Here is a 15494-nt window from a genome sequence, read left to right on the forward strand (position 1 = left end):
CTTTCCGGTTCCGCGCTCCCGCCGGGTTGGGTGATGGGGGTGTGGCGAATCCTCTGGCCGGTGCTCGCGCTGCTTCCCGTGACGCCGGTTCCCCCGACGCCCCCGTGCGGGCCGTCGCTGACCTGGCAGCCGGTCGCGGTCCGCCGGATCGGCGCGCCCTGCCGTCCCACGCCGCAGGGGTGTATCCGGCGGATCGAGGTGACGACGGTGGTCTTCGTGGTGTCCGGTTTCGGCCACCCCGTTCCCCCGGCCGGCCCTGGCGCGTCCCCGGTGACCCGGGCGACGATGGCCGTCCGCGATCAGCGATCCGAGGGGGATTCGTGAACGAGTTCAGACACGCGCTCACATCGGCGTTCGGCACCGGACCGGCCGCTGTTCCCGGCCTGACGGTCGACCGGCTCGACGGCCGGCGCACAGCCGAGCCGGGGGCGGTGAGGATGTGCGTCGCGTGCTTCGGAGACACCTCGGTCAGTCCCTGCAAGGATGAGCTGCCGCCGATCTCACGGTGACCGATCCGCCCGGTCCGCTGGTCGGGTTCAAGCGTCACCTGAGCGTCACCGTGGTGCCCGGCGACGCGGTGTACGTGGTGTCCGAGGACGACGCCACGGCGTTGCGCGGGCCGCACCTGGAGTCGCTGGTCCCGTTGCTCGACGGCACCCGGGACTTCGCGGCGCTGCGCCGCGCGCTGCCCGGCGACGTCCCCGCCGACGAGGCGGCCGGGGTCCTGGATGACCTCGCCGAAGCGGGGCTGGTCGCCCTGCGGCAGCCCGGCACGGACCCGGCTTACTGGGACGCGGCGGGCGCCGCCGGTGGCCAAGGCGGCCGGATCGCGTTGCGGGGAGCGGACCCCGACTCCGCGGCCGCGGCCGCCTTGCGGGCGGCCGGGCTCGAGATCGACGGGGCCGCGGACCTGTCCGTGGTGCTGTGCGACGACTACCTCGCCGCTCATCTGTCCGATGTGGACGCCGAGCACCGCGCGCTGGGCCGGCCGTGGCTGCCGGCCAAGACCGTCGGCGCGCGGCTGTGGATCGGCCCGTTCTTCACGCCGAGGGACGGTCCGTGCTGGCACTGCCTCGCCACGCGGTTGTGGGGCAACCGTCCCGCCGAGGCGCACGTGCGCGACACGCTGGGGCTGGCCGGTCCGCTGCCGCGGCCGGCGGTGGCGTTCGCCCCGCTCACCGCGGTCGCGCTCAACCTGGTGGCGCTGGAGGCGGCCAAGTGGCTCGCCGGGCTGCGGTACCCGGGCCAGCGGACGCTGTGGACGTTCGACAGCCGCGATCTGACCGGCGAACGGCACGCCGTGCGCGCCCGGCCGCAGTGCCGCTCCTGCGGCCGGCCGGACCTGGTGCGGGAGCGGACGCGCCGGCCCGTGCGGCTGGAGTCCCGGCCCAAGGCCCACCTCGCCGGGGGCGGGCACCGGTCCCGGCCGCCGGAAGAGGTCCTCGCCGCCTACCGGCACCTGGTCAGCCCGGTGACCGGCGTCGTCAAGGAGCTTCGCCGTGACACGCGGGGCCCGGCCCTGTTCGCCTCGTACCTCGCCGGCCCCAACGTCGCGCTGGGCCGCCGCGGCGCCAAGGGGCTCCGCACAGCGCTGCGGAGTGAGAACGGCGGCAAGGGCGTCACCCCGATCGAAGCCGAGGTGGGCGCGCTGTGCGAGGCCCTCGAACGCCACAGCGGCCACCACGACGGTGACGAGGAACGGGTGCGGGGCAGCTTCCGCGCGCTCGGCGCCGCGGCCGTGCACCCCGGCACCTGCCTGCTGTTCCACGAACGCCAGATCGACGGCGACCCGTTCGACGAGGACGCCGTCCTCGACTGGACGCCGGTGTGGTCGCTGACCCGCGGCGAGCACCGGTTGTTCCCGGCCGCGCTGCTGTACTTCGGCGTGCCCGCCGGCCCGGTGTTCGCCGACTCCAACGGCAACGCCGCCGGCAGCAGCCTGGAGGACGCGACGCTGCAGGGGATGCTGGAGGTCGTGGAACGCGACGCCGTCGCGCTGTGGTGGTACAACCGCACGCGGCAGCCCGGGGTCGACCTGGCCGCGTTCGGCGATCCCTGGCTCGCCGAGCTGCGGGCGGCCTACGCCGGCCTGGGGCGCGAGCTGTGGGTGCTGGACGTGACGTCCGACCTGGGTGTGCCGGTGATGGCCGCGGTCTCCCGGCGCACCGGCGGGCCACTCGAGGAGATCGCGTTCGGCTTCGGCGCGCACCTCGATCCGGCCGTCGCGCTGCGGCGCGCGCTCACCGAGCTGAACCAGCTGCTGCCCGCGTTCCCCGACGGCTCGCGCTGGTCGCGGGAGGCTGCGGTGGCGAACCAGCCGTACCTGGTGCCCGATCCGGCGAGCGCCGCGCTCGGCCCCGGCGACTACGGCTACACCTACACGCCCGACCTGCTGGCGGACGTGCGATCACTGCAGGACCGGCTGGAACGCGCCGGGCTGGAGGTGTTCCTGCTCGACCAGACGCGCCCGGACATCGGCCTGCCCGTGGTCAAGGTGATCGTCCCCGGCATGCGTGGCTTCCGGCCCCGGTTCGCGCCCGGCCGGCTCTACGACGTCCCCGTGCGGCTCGGCCGGGTGACCGAGCCCACGGCGTACGACGACCTCAACCCGATGCCGATCTTCCTCTAACACTGCCCGTCGGCGAGGACCCAGTAGCCCGACGACGTCTCGCGCAGCGCGTGGACCGTGAACGTGTTCCACAGGCCCATCGCCTGGTTGGAGCCGTTCGAGTAGGTCTGGCCGCTGCTCTGGTGCGCGCGGCCCGCCTGGGTGTGGGCGTAGTTGCTGGCCGACACGCAGGCACCCGACGGCGGCGGGGTGGTGGTCGTGGTCGGCGTTGTCGTCGTCGGCGGGGGAGTGGTCCCGGATCCCTTGTCCAGCCCGAAGAACACGCCCGTGTAGTAGCTGGAGCAGATCCCGGCGAGGAAGTACGCGCCGGTGCTGCCGCACTGCGTCGTGCCGGTGCCGGGGTCGACCGCGGTGCCGTGGCCCATGCCCGCGATCGAGTACAGCTGGACCTTGTCGCCGTAGGCCGTCAACGTCGTGCCGCCCGGCAGGGACTGGGTGCTCGTCGGCGTCTGGGAGAGGCCGTGCACCGCGGTCCACTGGTCGCGCAGCTCGGTGCCGTTGACCGGGTAGACCGTGTAGTCGCCGGTGCCCTGCCAGATCGCGACGCGCGGCCACGGCCCGCCGTAGCCCGGGTACTGCGCCGTGACGCGCGAGGCCCACTGCGCCGGCGTCAGGTTCTGGTTGTTCTGCTGGCAGTTCGTGGCCTGCGTGACGCTGGTGGCGCACTGCGCGGGCAGCCCGGCGTTGATGCCGCCGCCGGCGAAGACGTCCGGGTAGGCGGCCAGGAGGTCGGCCGTCATGCCGCCACCGGCCGACAAGCCCGTGACGAACACGCGGGAGCGGTCCGAGCCGTGGTCGCCGATCGCCTTGTCCACCATGGACTTGACGGACGCGGCCTCGCCGTTGCCCCGGGTGTCGTCCGCGGTGCCGAACCAGTTGAAGCACTTCAGCGAGTTGTTCGCGGTGGACTGCTGCGGGAACACCACCTCGAAGCGCCACCGGTCGGCCAGCGCGGGCCAGCCGGAGTGGGCGTAGTAGTCCGCCGCGCTCTGCGTGCAGCCGTGCAGCGCCACGACGACCGGGCGCCCGGTTTCGAGGGCGCTGGGGGTGTAGGTGTACATCGCCAGCGCGCCCGGGTTGGCGCCGAACGACGAGATCTGGACGAGGGAGGCCGCGGGCGGGTCGGCGGACGCCACCCCGACGGTGGTGAGCACGGCGGCGGTGATCGCGGCGAGCCCGGCGAAAGCGAGTTTGCGCATGGGGATTCCTTCTCGGCGTTGAGAGGGTTTCCGACGACGTTAGGTCGGCCGCGACGGCCTGACCATGTGGCCGCGCACCACATCGGCGCGGGGATTCATGGTGGCGGCCCGGGTGGTTCCCGGCGTCCGGGCACGCTTGGGTTCGGTTCACCCGAGACCGGAGGTGGACCGTGCGCGGTTGGCTTGCTGTGGTGCTGGTTTCCGTTCTGGCGACGGCGGTGCCCGCACCGGCGTCCGCCACGAGTGCGCGGGTCTTCGTGCCCGGCGCCGAAAAGCAGGTCGCCGTCCACTTGGCCGACCTGACGACGACCGGCACGCTCGCGTCCGGTCACACCGTCGAGGCGGACTGGGCCGGGCTGACGTCGGCGGGCCTGCCGGTGCCCGGCCGGGTGCCCGGCGTCCAGGTCGACGGCTACTTCCCGGACACGTCGGCGACGAACACCAACCACGGCTGGAACCACGACGCGCAGTTCGTGCTGCGCCTGCCGGACCGCTGGAACGGCGGCCTGGTGGTGTCCGGCTCGCCCGGGACGCGGCGGCAGTACGCGAACGACCGCGCGATCGGCGACCAGGTGCTGGCCGAGGGCTACGCGTTCGCCGCGACCGACAAGGGCAACACCGGCGCCGCGTTCTACGACGACGGCGTCCGGCCCGGGGACGCGCTGGCCGAGTGGAACACGCGCGTCACCCAGCTGACCCTGGCCGCGAAGGCGGCCGCGCTGCTGCACTACGGCCGGCCGCCGGCGCGGACACTGGCCGCCGGGCTGTCGAACGGCGGCTACCTGGTGCGGTGGCAGCTGGAGAACCGGGCGTGGCTCTACGACGGCGGCGTCGACTGGGAGGGGACGCTCTGGCGCGCCGACGGGCCGAACCTGTTCACGTTCCTGCCGCCCGCGATGCGTGCTTATCCCGCCTACGCGGCGGGTTCCGCGGCCGCCCACCAGTCCATTCTGGACGCCGGGTTCGCGCCCGGGTCGGAGTTCCTGTGGGACTACCACTACCGCGTCTACTGGGACCTGACCCAGCGGATCTACCGGGAAGAGGTCGACCCGTCGTTCGACGGCGCGCTCGCGGCGGGCGTCCCGTTCTGCGCGAGCGGGACGCCGTCGTGCGACGCGGACTACGCGTACGCGGCCCGGCCCGCGCCGGTGGCCCGCGCGGTGGAGCGGATCTCCCTGACCGGCCGGATCGGCAAGCCGCTGCTCACCCTGCACGGCACCCTGGACACGCTGCTGCCGATCACCCGCGACTCGGACGCCTACGACCGGCTGATCACCGACGCGGGCCTTGGCGCACTCCACCGCTACTACCGGATCGACGGCGGCAACCACGTCGACGGCCTGGTCGACCAGTTCCCCGCGTTGCTGCGGCCGCTGGGCCCGTGCTTCCGGACGGCGTTCGACGCGCTGGCCGGCTGGCTGCGCGGGGTGCGCCCGCCGGCGTCGGCGACGATCGCCCGGCCCGCCGGAGCGACCCCGGCGGACCTGGCCCGCGCCTGCTCGCTCGGCTGACGATCGCCGACAGCCCCACAGTCCGTGAATGCCACATCGAGGGACATAGTGTCCCTCGATGTGGCATTCACGGACGTGAACGAGAGCCCGGCCTGTCCCTCCGCCGGGTGATCTCGGACTCCGGCGGCTGCGGTGCCGCCGGCCGGCGGCGGTGCGGAATTTGCATTCCGGGTAGCCCGCCGCGACGCCGTGCGCCTGCCATGGGAAAGAAAAGTGAACCGGATCGGACTCGTGCGCGTACTACCTGGTGAGGGGCTTGGTCCAGCCATCGCAAAATCGCTCTGACCAGCCGTTTCACCGCCCGGACGGGCGACCCCGTTCGGCCGCTTGCGGGACCGTTGTACGTCGTTCATGATAGGCATCGGGGTCCGCGAACAATCGATTACGTCGAATATCCAGGTGCCGCGCATGCTTCGGAAGAACCGTCCGTCCGGAAGTGAACCTCATGCTGCTACCCGTCGCCGGGGCCGCCTGATGGCCGCGGATCTGCCCGGCCTCGCGATCGTCGCCGGGCTGCTGCTGCCGGTGCTCGCCGCCGCGGCCTGGGCGATCGTGCTCGAACGCCGTCCGCACCCCGGCCCGGCCGAGCCGGAACCCGAACCCGACTGGACCGTGGCCGGCATCCAGGCCCGCCTCCGGTTCGAGCAGGCCGCCCGCCGGTTCGCCGAGGCGGGCACGATCGCGCTCCCGACCCTGCCGATCCCCGAGCAGCTCGGCCGCGACTCCTCACCCGACCGCCTCCCGTGGCGGCTGCCCCGCACGATCCCGCCACCCCGCCCGTCGTCGGGAGCCTTCTCGGCCTCGGCCGCCATCCCGGTCTCGCGGTTCGCGTTCGCACCCCCGGACAACGACCTGATGCGCCGCATCCTGGACGGCCTCCGCAAGATGGACTGACCCCGGCTCGATGTCCTGAAGGGCACCCTCAGGGACTGCACGTCCCTGAGGGTGCCCTTCAGGACATTCGAACCCCAGCCGAGCGCCGCGGCGGGCCCGGAAGGCGGCGCCGTGCTGCGTCACCGCCGCCGCCGTAGGGTGACCGGGTGGTCACCGGCGGCAGCTTCCTGGACGGACCCGAGCGGCCGTCGCGCGGGGTGGGGTTCGTGGCGGCCTGCTGGGTGCTGGTCCTCGCCGGGTTGCTGTTCGCGCTCCTGTTCGGCGCCGCCGGGGCCATGAGCGGTGACTCGTGCCGCCCGGACGCGGTGACCTTCGTCTGCAGTCCTTCCGGGCAGGGTGTCCTCTTCTGGTTTCCCCTCGCCGGGTGGCTCGTCTCGATCGTGGCCGCCTGGGCGACGGTCGTGAAGCTCGACCGGACGCCTTGGCTGGGCCTCGCCGTCGGTGTGGTGCTCTACGCGGTCGTCATCGGTGTCGAATGGCTGGTCGTCACGGGCTGAGGGCGGCGGGGGAGTCCGCGTCCGGGATCAGCAGCCGGGCCGTACCCGTGCCGTCCGCCGGGACCGACCACACGTCCGAGTGGCCCGGGCCGCGGGGGATGCCGTACCCGATCGTGTGGTTGTCCAGCCAGGCCGGCTGGTCGTCCACGCTGCGGGTCTCCGCCAGCGGCGTCACCGCCGAACGGGTCAGGTCCAGGACCGACAGGCGCCAGCCCTTCGCCGGGTCGGCGTCGATCGCGGACTTGAACGCCACCCGCGTGCCGTCCGGGGAGAGTGACGGGCACTCGACGTTCTCGCGCAGCGTGCGGATCGTGTGCGCCGCGAAGTCGCCCGTGACCAGGTAGCGGTGGCCGGCCGTGGACATCGTCGCGTAGAAGTGGCGGTCGTCGCGGGTGAACGTCACGCCCCAGAAGTTGAGGTCGGCGGCCTGGTACGGCCGGCCGTCGAGCGTCACCGCGTAGTCCTCCAGCGTGCCCGCCAGGTCGCCGGTCGCCGTGTCGAGGATGCCGGCGCGCGTCGAGAACATCCCGCCGTTGTACGAGTCGCCCGTGACGAACACCGTCCACGCCAGCATCCGGCCGCTCGCCGACACCCGCGCCCGGTTCGGCAGCCCGACCAGCGGGATCTCCCGCTGGGACGCGAGCCGCGCGTCGAGGACCACCAGCTGGTAGGTGGTCAGGTCGCCGTCCGGGCGCAGGCAGAGCCCGGTGCCGCCGGCCGCGTACACCCGGGCGCACGACAGCGGCGACACCGTCCGCGCGCCGCCGGGGTCGGTGGCCGCCACGGTGGCGACGTGCCCGCGGTCGGCGTCCGCGGTGCTCCGGAACAGCAGCCGCGGCCCGGGCGCGAGGCTGACCGCACCGGTCGCCGTGACGTCGTGGTTGCGCGCGCTCGCGAACCCGACGTACGCGACGGCCACCCCGGCCAGCACGAGCACCCCGGCGAGGGCGATCAGGATCCGCGCCTTCACGCAGGCCTCCGCGGGGACAGGACCACGAACGTGACGCCGATCGCGACCACCGCCGCGCCGGCCGCGACGCCGATCGCGAGCTCGGCGCCCCAGAACTGCCAGGCCAGTCCGAAAAGGACGGACGAGGCGAAGTACGCAAGCGCTTGCGCCGTCTGCACCAGCGAAATCCCGGTCGTGCGCAACGCTTCCGGCAGCAGCGGCCCGGCCAGCGCCATGAGCACGCCGTCGGTCGCCGCGTAGAACGCGCCGTACAACGCCAGGGCCAGCGCGAACAGCGGCCAGCCGGACACCGGCCCGGCCAGCAGCAGGTAGACGACGGCCAGCGCGCCGTACCCGCCGAGCACCACCGGCAGCCGCCCGATCCGGTCGGCAAGCGCGCCCAGCGGCGCCGCGAGCAGCAGGTAGCTGAGGTTCGTGCCGACCGCGAGCAGCGGGAACCAGCCGGTCGCGACGTCCTCCTTGTGCTGCAGCAGCAGGTAGACGAAGCCGTCGCCGACGGTCGCCAGCCCGAGCACGCACGCCGCGACCAGCAGCCGCCGGACGCCGCGGCCGCGCAGGAGCCCCAGCGCCGCGCGGGGTGACACCGCGGCGGCCGTCCGCGGGGTCCGGCGGTCGCGCACGAACAGCACCAGCAGCAGCACGCCGATCGCCGCGATGCAGAAGCTGACGACGAACACCGCGTCGAACGCCTCGGGGTTGGTGGCCCCGACCGCCGCGAGGACGCCGAGCGCGACCAGCGGCCCGGCGAACGCGCCCACGCTGTCCATCGCGCGGTGCGCGCCGAACGCCCGGCCGAGCAGCGGTTCGGGCGCCGACAACGTGATCAGCGCGTCGCGGGGCGCCGTCCGCAGGCCCTTGCCGGTGCGGTCCAGGGTGATCACGGCGCCGATCGCCGTCGCCGACGCCCCGGCCGCGAGCAGGCCGAGCTTCATCACCGCGGACAGCGCGTAACCCACGCCGGCCACGGCCTTGCGCCGTCGCACCCGGTCCGCGACGTAGCCGCCGACGAGCCGCAGCAACGCCGTCGCGCCGGTGTAGAGGCCGTCGAAGAGGCCGTACGCCGCCGGGCTCAGGTGTAGGCCGAGCACCAGGTAGACCGGCAGGATCGCGGTGACCATCTCCGAGGAGACGTCGGTGACGAGGCTGACGGCGCCGAGCGCGAAGACGTTCGCACCCACCGCCGAGAGCGTGCGCCGCGACCCCGTCGCGGCGTGCTCGCGGCGGCCGATGGTGGAGAGGTACACGCGGTTACTGCCAGACGTCGAGGATCGGCGACTTGCTCGCGGCGCCGCCGATGCCGGGCAGGCCGTAGGACGCCTCGATCGTGCGCAGCACCGTGTAGTGGTTGATCGATTCGCTGTAGCTGCCGACCTTGACGTGCGCGCCGGTGAACGAGGTGAAGATCTGGTTGACCGACGTGCCGCTGTCCTCGTCGAAGGTGGTGATCAGCAGGCTGTTGTGCGTCTTGGCCCACTGCGCGTACGCGTCGAGGTTGTTCTTCAGCCAGGTGTCGCCGGTGCCGACGGCGCAGTCGTGCATGTCGCTGCACATGTTCGGCGTCACGAAGGCGACCGTCGGCAGCTGGGTGAAATCGGCGGGGAAGCTCGTGTAGCGCACGTTGCTCGCCGCCGGGACGTTGCTGAAGTCCACCCAGCTGTTGTGCTTGCGCATGTAGGTGCCGCTGGAGCAGCCGGTGTAGCCGTCCGAGGGCATCGACTCGGAGTAGCCCTTGAACGTCTTCCCGGCGCCGATCAGCTGCTGGCCCAGGTTGTCCTTGGCCCCCAGGTTGGCCGGGCAGCTGTCGCTGGTGACACCCTGCGTCGCGCCGGAGAACAGCGCGACGTAGTTGGGCTGGCTCGGGTGCGTGATCGCGAACGAGTTCGTGAACTTCGCGCTCTGCGACGCGAGGGTGTTGAAGTAGGGCGCGCTGGAACTGCCGTTGATCGACGAGTACTTCTTGTTCTCGAACATCACCAGGACGACGTGGTCGAACGCGGGCACGCTCGCGGCCGTCGGCTCGACGGCGGGGTCGGCCGCCCGGGTGACGACGGCCGCCGTGACGGCGCCGGTCGTGACGAGGGCGGCCGCGGCGAACACGGCGAAGATCCGCTTGCGGATCATGGGTCCTCCAGCGCTGGAGCGGCCGGCCCGGCCGCGGGCTTCGTGGTGGGAGCGCCTCATGGTGCCGAGAGCAGGGAGCCGGTGCGTGCCGTGCTGCGGTCCAGCGCGTGAACACCGGGAAACCACCGTCGGACAAGAGAAAGAGTGGGTGAATGCCTGTCCGGCGTCAACCTCCTTTGGTAGTGCGGATCAGGGAGTAGGGATCTGACAGGTTGTACCCAGGAGGCTCACAGGAGCGGCGCCGAAACTCGTTCCCATGGACCCCGAAACGTCAGCCAGGACCGCCCGCCGCGAGCACGGCCGCCGCAAGGCCGCGCTGGCCACCGCGGCTGCCGCCGTGCTCGGCGCGGCCGCCGTCGGCGCGATCGGCTTCGGCCTGTCGTCGGCGAACGCCGCCGACGACACCACCACGCAGACCACGACCAGCACCGACAACACGACCTCGCAGGACCAGCTGCAGTCCTCCGACAGCGGCGTCGGCTCCGGTTCGGGCAGCAGCGCGCACACCGGCTCGGGTGCGTCGTGACCCCGGCCGCCACGGCGTTCCGCGCGCTCGGCACCACCGCCGAGGTGCTCGTCACCGACCCGGCGCAGCTCGAAACGGCCGTCGAACTCCTGCGTGACGAACTCGACGCGGTCGACGCGGCCTGCAGCCGGTTCCGCGCCGACTCCGAGATCTCCCGGCTGTACGACGTCGCCGGCCGGCAGGTCCGGGTCGGCCCGCTGCTCACCGAAGCCCTCGCCGCCGCCCTGCGCGCGGCCCGGCTCACCGGCGGGCTGGTCGACCCGACCGTCGGCACGGCCGTGCGGGCGCTGGGCTACGACCGCGACTTCGCCGCCGTCACCGACGGGCCGCTCGGTGCGGCGGCGCCCGCGCCCGGCTGGCACCGGGTGCTGTTCGACCCGGTGCGCGCGCTGGTCGTGCTGCCCCGGGGCGTCCACCTCGACCTCGGCGCGACGGCGAAAGCCCTGGCCGCCGACCGCGCGGCCCGCCGGATCCACACCGCCACCGGCTGCGGGACGCTGGTGAACCTCGGCGGCGACCTCCGCGTCGCGGGCCCGGCGCCCGCGGGCGGCTGGCAGGTCGCGATCGGCGACGACCACGCCGGCGCCGTCACCTGGCCGGCCACGACCGTCGCGCTGTCCGACGGCGGGCTCGCGACGTCCGGGACCACCCGGCGACGCTGGCGGCGTGGCGGCCGCACGGTCCACCACATCGTCGACCCGCGCACCGGCGACGTGCCGAAACCGCGCTGGCGCACGGTTTCCGTCGCGGCGAAGTCCACTGTGGACGCCAACACCGCGAGCACGGCGGCGGTAGTCCTCGGTGACGCGGCCCCGTCGTGGCTCGCCGAGCGCGGCCTGCCCGCGCGGCTCGTCGGCGTGGGCGGCGATGTCGTCACGACCCCGGGCTGGCCGCGCGAGACCGAGCTGCGGGAGGCGTCGTGAGCTCCGCCGTCTGGTACTTCAGCCGCGCGACCGGGCTCGTGTCGCTGGTGCTCTTCACCGCCGTCGTCGTCCTCGGCGCGCTCGGCGCCGGCCGGTTCGCGACGCGGGAGTGGCCGCGGTTCACCGTCGCCGCGGTCCACCGGAACCTGGCCTTGACCAGCCTCGTGTTCCTCGTCGCGCACATCGCGTCGGCCATTCTCGACGGGTACGTCTCGCTGAGCTGGCTCGACGTCGTGCTCCCGTTCGGCTCGGCCTACCAGCCGTTCTGGGTCGGCCTCGGCGCCGTCGCGATCGACCTGCTGCTCGCGATCGTCGTCACCAGCCTGGTGCGCACCCGCATCCCGGCGAAGGCGTGGAAAGCCGTGCACTGGCTGGCCTACCTCTGCTGGCCGGTCGCGCTGACGCACGGCATCGGCATGGCCGAGAGCGACGCCGCGCACGGCTGGCTGATCGCGCTCGACGTCCTGTGCGTGCTCGCCGTGCTCGGCGGGATCGCCTTCCGCGCCGGCACCCGGCACGCCGACACCGAAACCCGCAAGCTCTCCCCGCTCGGAGGCACCCGATGAACACCCTGACTCCGCACCGGCTGGACCTGGCCGGCCACCGGCGTCACCACGGCGTCGTGCCGTGGATCGCCTACCACGGCGACGACGGCCGCGACCGGCTGATCGACGCTGTCGCGGCGGCGGACCTGCGCGGCCGCGGCGGTGGCGGTTTCCCGACGGCGGTCAAGCTGCGCGCGGCCCGGGCCCAGCGCTCGATCGTCGTCGCGAATGGCTGCGAAGGCGACCCGTTGAGCCGGAAGGACGCCGCGTTGCTCGCGCTGTCCCCGCACCTCGTGCTGGACGGCCTGCAGCTCGCCGCGCACGCGATCGGCGCGACCGAAACGATCTTGTGCGTGCACGCCGGCAGCCCGGTGCTCGGGAGCATCGCCACGGCGCTCGCCGAGCGCGACGACCGCGTGCCGGTGCGCGTCGCGGAGATCCCGCGCCGGTACGTCGCCAGCGAGGAGTCGGCGCTGGTCCACTACCTGACCTCCGGCGACGCGCGGCCGCTCGGCAAACACCCGCGGCCCGCCGAGCGCGGGGTGCGCGGCCGGCCGACGCTGGTGGACAACGTCGACACCCTGGCGCAGCTCGCGCTCGTCGTCCTGCTCGGCCCGCACCACTACCGCGCGGCGCGGACGGACCTGGTCACGGTGACCGGCGCGGTCCGCAGCCCCGGTGTCATCCCGGTCCGGGCGGGTGCTGCCTTGTCGGAGGTGCTCGCGGCGGCCGGCGGCGAGACCGAGCCGGTCCAGGCGGTGCTCGTCGGCGGGTACGGCGGGACCTGGACGGCCGATCTGCGCGGCGCCTTGTCCGGGATCGCGGCGGTGCACGTCCTGCCGGCGTCGGCCTGCGGTCTCGACTACACGGCGAAGGTCCTGGCGTTCCTCGCGGCGGAGTCGGCGCGGCAGTGCGGGCCGTGCATGTTCGGCCTCCCGGCGATCGCGGCGGACTTCGCCGAGCTGCTCCGCGGCGGCGACGCGACCGGACGCCTGGCGCGTCGCATCCCGTTGCTGACCGGCCGCGGCGCGTGCGCCCACCCGGACGGCGCGGCCCGCCTCGCGGCATCGGCGTTGCGGACGTTCGAGGCCGACGTCGCGGCGCACCTGGCCGGCGGCCGCTGCCGGGTCCCGGCGGGTGTGGCGTGAAGCTCTCGGTGGATCCGATCGGCTGCCGCGCCCACGGGCTGTGCGCGGACCTGCTCCCGGAACGGATCCGGCTCGACGAATGGGGTTACCCGGTGCTGGCCGCGGGCCCGGTCCCGCCGGCGCTGGTGGCGGACGCCCGCCGCGCCGCCGCGGCGTGCCCGGTGCTGGCCATGCGGCTGCGGAAGTGACGCGGTAAATCGCTCGTGAGGCGGCCTGCCGCTCGTTAACCTCGGGAACCATGAACGAGGAACTCGTCGATCGCGGCCTGGACGGCGTGTGGGCCCCGCCCGACACCGCGCTGTGCCGGGCGTCCTGGCGTGCGTCGCGGGCGCCGGCGCCCCGGCGGTTCCGCAGCACGGCGCGGTGTTCGTCCTTTTCGGACAGACACGCGACGCGCGGGACGTCGTCGCGGCGCGGGGGTTCCTCCTGGCCACCCGCAGTGCGCCACCGGTGGGGCAGTCCCCGTGCGCGCTGGTGCTACGGCCCGGGGCGGCGCGGGTGATCCGCGAGGCCCGCGCGCAAGACTGGCCGGCGATCTGGCCGATCGTCCACGACATCTGCACCGAGCAGGAGACGTTCCCCTACGACCCGGCCATGAGCGAGGCCGACGCCCGGCGGATGTGGCTGGTGGCCGCGCCCGGCCGGGTGGTCGTCGCGACCGAGGGGGAGCGCGTGACCGGGACCGCGAACATGTACGCCAACCGGCCCGGGCCCGGCAGCCACATCGCCTCCGGCAGCCTGATGGTCGCCGCGGGGGCACGGGGCACCGGGGTGGGCCGGGCCCTCGCCACGGACCTGGTCGGCTGGGCCCGGCGCACCGGGTTCGCGGCGATCCAGTTCAACGCCGTCGTCGACGTGAACACCGCCGCGATCCGGCTCTACGAGAGCCTCGGGTTCGTCACCCTCGGCACGGCACCCGGCGCGTTCCGCCACCCGGAGCGGGGCGACGTCGGCCTGCGCGTCATGTGGCTGGACCTGCGCTGACCGGCTTGCCGAACATCGCGCAGGTCACGGCGTTCTGCAGCGCCCGCTGGGCTTCGGCCAGCGCCGGATCGGCGTCGAACTCGTAGAGGAATTCCGTCGGGACGAGGATCGTCGCGGTGCGGCGGCCGGTGCTGTCGGTGATGGTGCTGCTGGAGTAACCGGTGATCCCGCCGTCGTGGCCCCAGAAGGTGCCGCACGGGGTGGTGGCGGTCAGTATCCCCAGCCCGTAGCCGGGGCCGACGACCGTGCGCATTTCGGCCAGTTGTGCCGCGGGCAGCAGCTTTCCGGACATCAACGCGGTGTAGAAGCGCGCCCAGTCCGGCGCGCTGCTCACGATCGCTCCGGCCGAGGCGCCCCAGCCCGGGTCGTTGCCGGAGACGTCCACGTGCCCGGCCCGGGGCGTCCCGGCGACGTCGGTGAACTCCGCGGGCACCGCCGGTGGCATGTGGGCGGCGTCCGGTTCGTAGCCGTGCGCGTGCCGGCCGCGCCAGGAGCCGTCGGCGGGCAGGTAGGTGTGCGCCAGGTGCAGCGGCCGGGCGATCCGGTCGCGCACGAGGTCGGCGAGGCTCGTGCCGGTGACGCGTTCCAGGATCACGCCGATGGCCGCGTAGTTCGTGTTGCTGTAGGACCAGTCCGTGCCCGGCGCGAACAGCGGTGGGTGCCCGGCCCCGACGGCGAACAGCTCGGCGGCGGTCCACCGATGGGGATCCTTGCCGAGGATCGCGCCCCGGAGAGCGGGGTCTTCGGCGTAGTCGGACAGGCCGCTGGTGTGGTTCAGCAGCATGCGCAGCGTGACGCCGGATGCCGTGCCCGGCAACCACTTCCCGGCGGGATCACTCAGCGCGAGCCGGTGTTCGGCCACGAGCTGCAGGGTGATGGTGGCCATGACGGTCTTGGTGTTCGACCCCATCCGGAACTCGTCCCCGCCCTCGAGCCGGTGCGCCCAGGGCGCGTGCTCGGCGATCTCGACGGGCCGCCCGCGCCCGTCGTCCACCCGCACGATCACCCCCGGCGCGCCGGCGGCCACCAGGTTCCGGGCGAGTTGTTCCAGCTGCGTGCTCGCGGCGGCTTGGGTCGCGGTCGTCAGGCCGGCCGTCGCGATCACGGCCGCGACTAAGGCTGTTCGTCTCATCCTCACGAAAGCGACGCTAACGAGGGCCGCAGCCGCGATCCATGAGGCCAGCAGGCGTCCGGACCCCCGGGTTTTCCGGAACCGCTAGTCGAAAGCCGGGCCGGACCGGGTGACGACGTGCTTGCGGACCCGGTCCTCCTTGATCTCCGCCGGGAACGTCGGCGGCGGGGCGATCGCGCGCCAGGCGTCCAGGATCTCCGGCGTCTCCCAGTGCTCGAAGATGTTCACCCGGGCCGGGTCGAGCGGGTCGGGGGAGATCGAGACGTCGAGGCAGCCCGGGTACCGCCGCGCCGCCTCGACGACGACCCGGAGCCCGGCGACGACCCGGTCCCGGTCGGTGGGCTCGACGAACACCGGGCCGGCGACGATCACAGTCATGGTGAAGTCCTTTCCTGTGGTGGATACTGCCCCGACG

17 protein-coding genes are annotated in these 15494 nt (G+C 73.6%); 11 read left to right on the forward strand and 6 right to left on the reverse strand.

What is annotated here, in order from left to right; genetic code table 11:
* Positions 1-33 precede the first annotated feature (33 nt).
* Together OG570_RS27770 and OG570_RS27775 are read left to right on the forward strand one after the other, a co-directional pair.
* A complete protein-coding gene (locus OG570_RS27770; RefSeq protein WP_326952125.1) occupies positions 34-324 on the forward strand; it encodes a hypothetical protein in 291 nt (96 codons plus the stop codon).
* A 181-nt stretch (positions 325-505) separates the two neighbouring features.
* Positions 506-2629 (forward strand): TOMM precursor leader peptide-binding protein, encoded by a 2124-nt coding sequence (locus OG570_RS27775; protein WP_326952126.1) that lies wholly within the window; start codon positions 506-508, stop codon positions 2627-2629.
* On the opposite strand, the gene OG570_RS27780 is transcribed toward OG570_RS27775, so the two are convergent.
* Entirely contained in the window at positions 2626-3828 is a 1203-nt protein-coding gene (locus OG570_RS27780; RefSeq protein ID WP_326952127.1) for an extracellular catalytic domain type 1 short-chain-length polyhydroxyalkanoate depolymerase, read from the reverse strand. The two genes, OG570_RS27775 and OG570_RS27780, sit on opposite strands and share 4 nt — an antisense overlap.
* 188 nt (positions 3829-4016) lie before the next feature.
* On the opposite strand from OG570_RS27780, the gene OG570_RS27785 reads away from it, so the two are divergent.
* From OG570_RS27785 to OG570_RS27795, 3 genes are all read left to right on the forward strand, one after another.
* The gene (locus tag OG570_RS27785; protein WP_326960176.1) at positions 4017-5339 is read left to right on the forward strand and encodes a tannase/feruloyl esterase family alpha/beta hydrolase; all 1323 of its coding nucleotides are present in this window, start codon (positions 4017-4019) and stop codon (positions 5337-5339) included.
* A gap of 474 nt (positions 5340-5813) precedes the next feature.
* Entirely contained in the window at positions 5814-6233 is a 420-nt protein-coding gene (locus tag OG570_RS27790; RefSeq protein WP_326952128.1) for a hypothetical protein, read from the forward strand.
* A 146-nt stretch (positions 6234-6379) separates the two neighbouring features.
* Positions 6380-6730, forward strand: a complete 351-nt coding sequence (locus OG570_RS27795; protein WP_326952129.1) for a hypothetical protein — start codon at positions 6380-6382, stop codon at positions 6728-6730.
* Here the strand turns inward: OG570_RS27795 and OG570_RS27800 are convergent.
* Genes OG570_RS27800 through OG570_RS27810 form a run of 3 tightly spaced genes read right to left on the reverse strand, consistent with a single transcriptional unit; the run spans position 6720 to position 9821 of the window.
* Positions 6720-7700: a TolB family protein gene (locus OG570_RS27800; protein ID WP_326952130.1), complete on the reverse strand. Its 981-nt coding sequence runs from the start codon at positions 7698-7700 to the stop codon at positions 6720-6722. The two genes, OG570_RS27795 and OG570_RS27800, sit on opposite strands and share 11 nt — an antisense overlap.
* Entirely contained in the window at positions 7697-8944 is a 1248-nt protein-coding gene (locus OG570_RS27805) for an MFS transporter (RefSeq protein ID WP_326952131.1), read from the reverse strand. Before OG570_RS27805 ends, OG570_RS27800 begins: the two co-directional genes overlap by 4 nt.
* A gap of 4 nt (positions 8945-8948) precedes the next feature.
* Entirely contained in the window at positions 8949-9821 is an 873-nt protein-coding gene (locus OG570_RS27810; protein ID WP_326952132.1) for an alkaline phosphatase family protein, read from the reverse strand.
* Between the two features lie 256 nt (positions 9822-10077).
* Between OG570_RS27810 and OG570_RS27815 the strand changes: the two genes are divergently transcribed.
* The 6 genes from OG570_RS27815 (at position 10078) to OG570_RS27840 (ending at position 13947) form a co-directional block, all read left to right on the forward strand.
* On the forward strand, positions 10078-10347 hold the full coding sequence (locus OG570_RS27815) for a hypothetical protein (protein ID WP_326952133.1): 270 nt from the start codon (positions 10078-10080) through the stop codon (positions 10345-10347).
* Positions 10344-11270, forward strand: a complete 927-nt coding sequence (locus OG570_RS27820; protein ID WP_326952135.1) for an FAD:protein FMN transferase — start codon at positions 10344-10346, stop codon at positions 11268-11270. Before OG570_RS27815 ends, OG570_RS27820 begins: the two co-directional genes overlap by 4 nt.
* On the forward strand, positions 11267-11836 hold the full coding sequence (locus OG570_RS27825) for a ferric reductase-like transmembrane domain-containing protein (protein ID WP_326952136.1): 570 nt from the start codon (positions 11267-11269) through the stop codon (positions 11834-11836). Before OG570_RS27820 ends, OG570_RS27825 begins: the two co-directional genes overlap by 4 nt.
* Positions 11833-12963 carry an NADH-ubiquinone oxidoreductase-F iron-sulfur binding region domain-containing protein gene (locus tag OG570_RS27830; RefSeq protein ID WP_326952137.1) on the forward strand — a complete coding sequence of 377 codons (1131 nt, stop codon included), beginning with the start codon at positions 11833-11835 and terminating at the stop codon, positions 12961-12963. The genes OG570_RS27825 and OG570_RS27830 overlap by 4 nt, the downstream gene beginning before the upstream one ends.
* Positions 12960-13151 carry a ferredoxin gene (locus OG570_RS27835; RefSeq protein WP_247053821.1) on the forward strand — a complete coding sequence of 64 codons (192 nt, stop codon included), beginning with the start codon at positions 12960-12962 and terminating at the stop codon, positions 13149-13151. Before OG570_RS27830 ends, OG570_RS27835 begins: the two co-directional genes overlap by 4 nt.
* Before the next feature lie 88 nt (positions 13152-13239).
* The gene (locus tag OG570_RS27840) at positions 13240-13947 is read left to right on the forward strand and encodes a GNAT family N-acetyltransferase (protein WP_326952138.1); all 708 of its coding nucleotides are present in this window, start codon (positions 13240-13242) and stop codon (positions 13945-13947) included.
* On the opposite strand, the gene OG570_RS27845 is transcribed toward OG570_RS27840, so the two are convergent.
* On the reverse strand, positions 13925-15079 hold the full coding sequence (locus OG570_RS27845; RefSeq protein WP_326960178.1) for a serine hydrolase domain-containing protein: 1155 nt from the start codon (positions 15077-15079) through the stop codon (positions 13925-13927). The two genes, OG570_RS27840 and OG570_RS27845, sit on opposite strands and share 23 nt — an antisense overlap.
* Positions 15080-15163: 84 nt before the next feature.
* A complete protein-coding gene (locus OG570_RS27850; protein WP_326952139.1) occupies positions 15164-15457 on the reverse strand; it encodes a putative quinol monooxygenase in 294 nt (97 codons plus the stop codon).
* Positions 15458-15494 lie beyond the last annotated feature (37 nt).

It is taken from the genome of Amycolatopsis sp. NBC_01286, from assembly GCF_035982555.1.
GTDB lineage: Bacteria > Actinomycetota > Actinomycetes > Mycobacteriales > Pseudonocardiaceae > Amycolatopsis.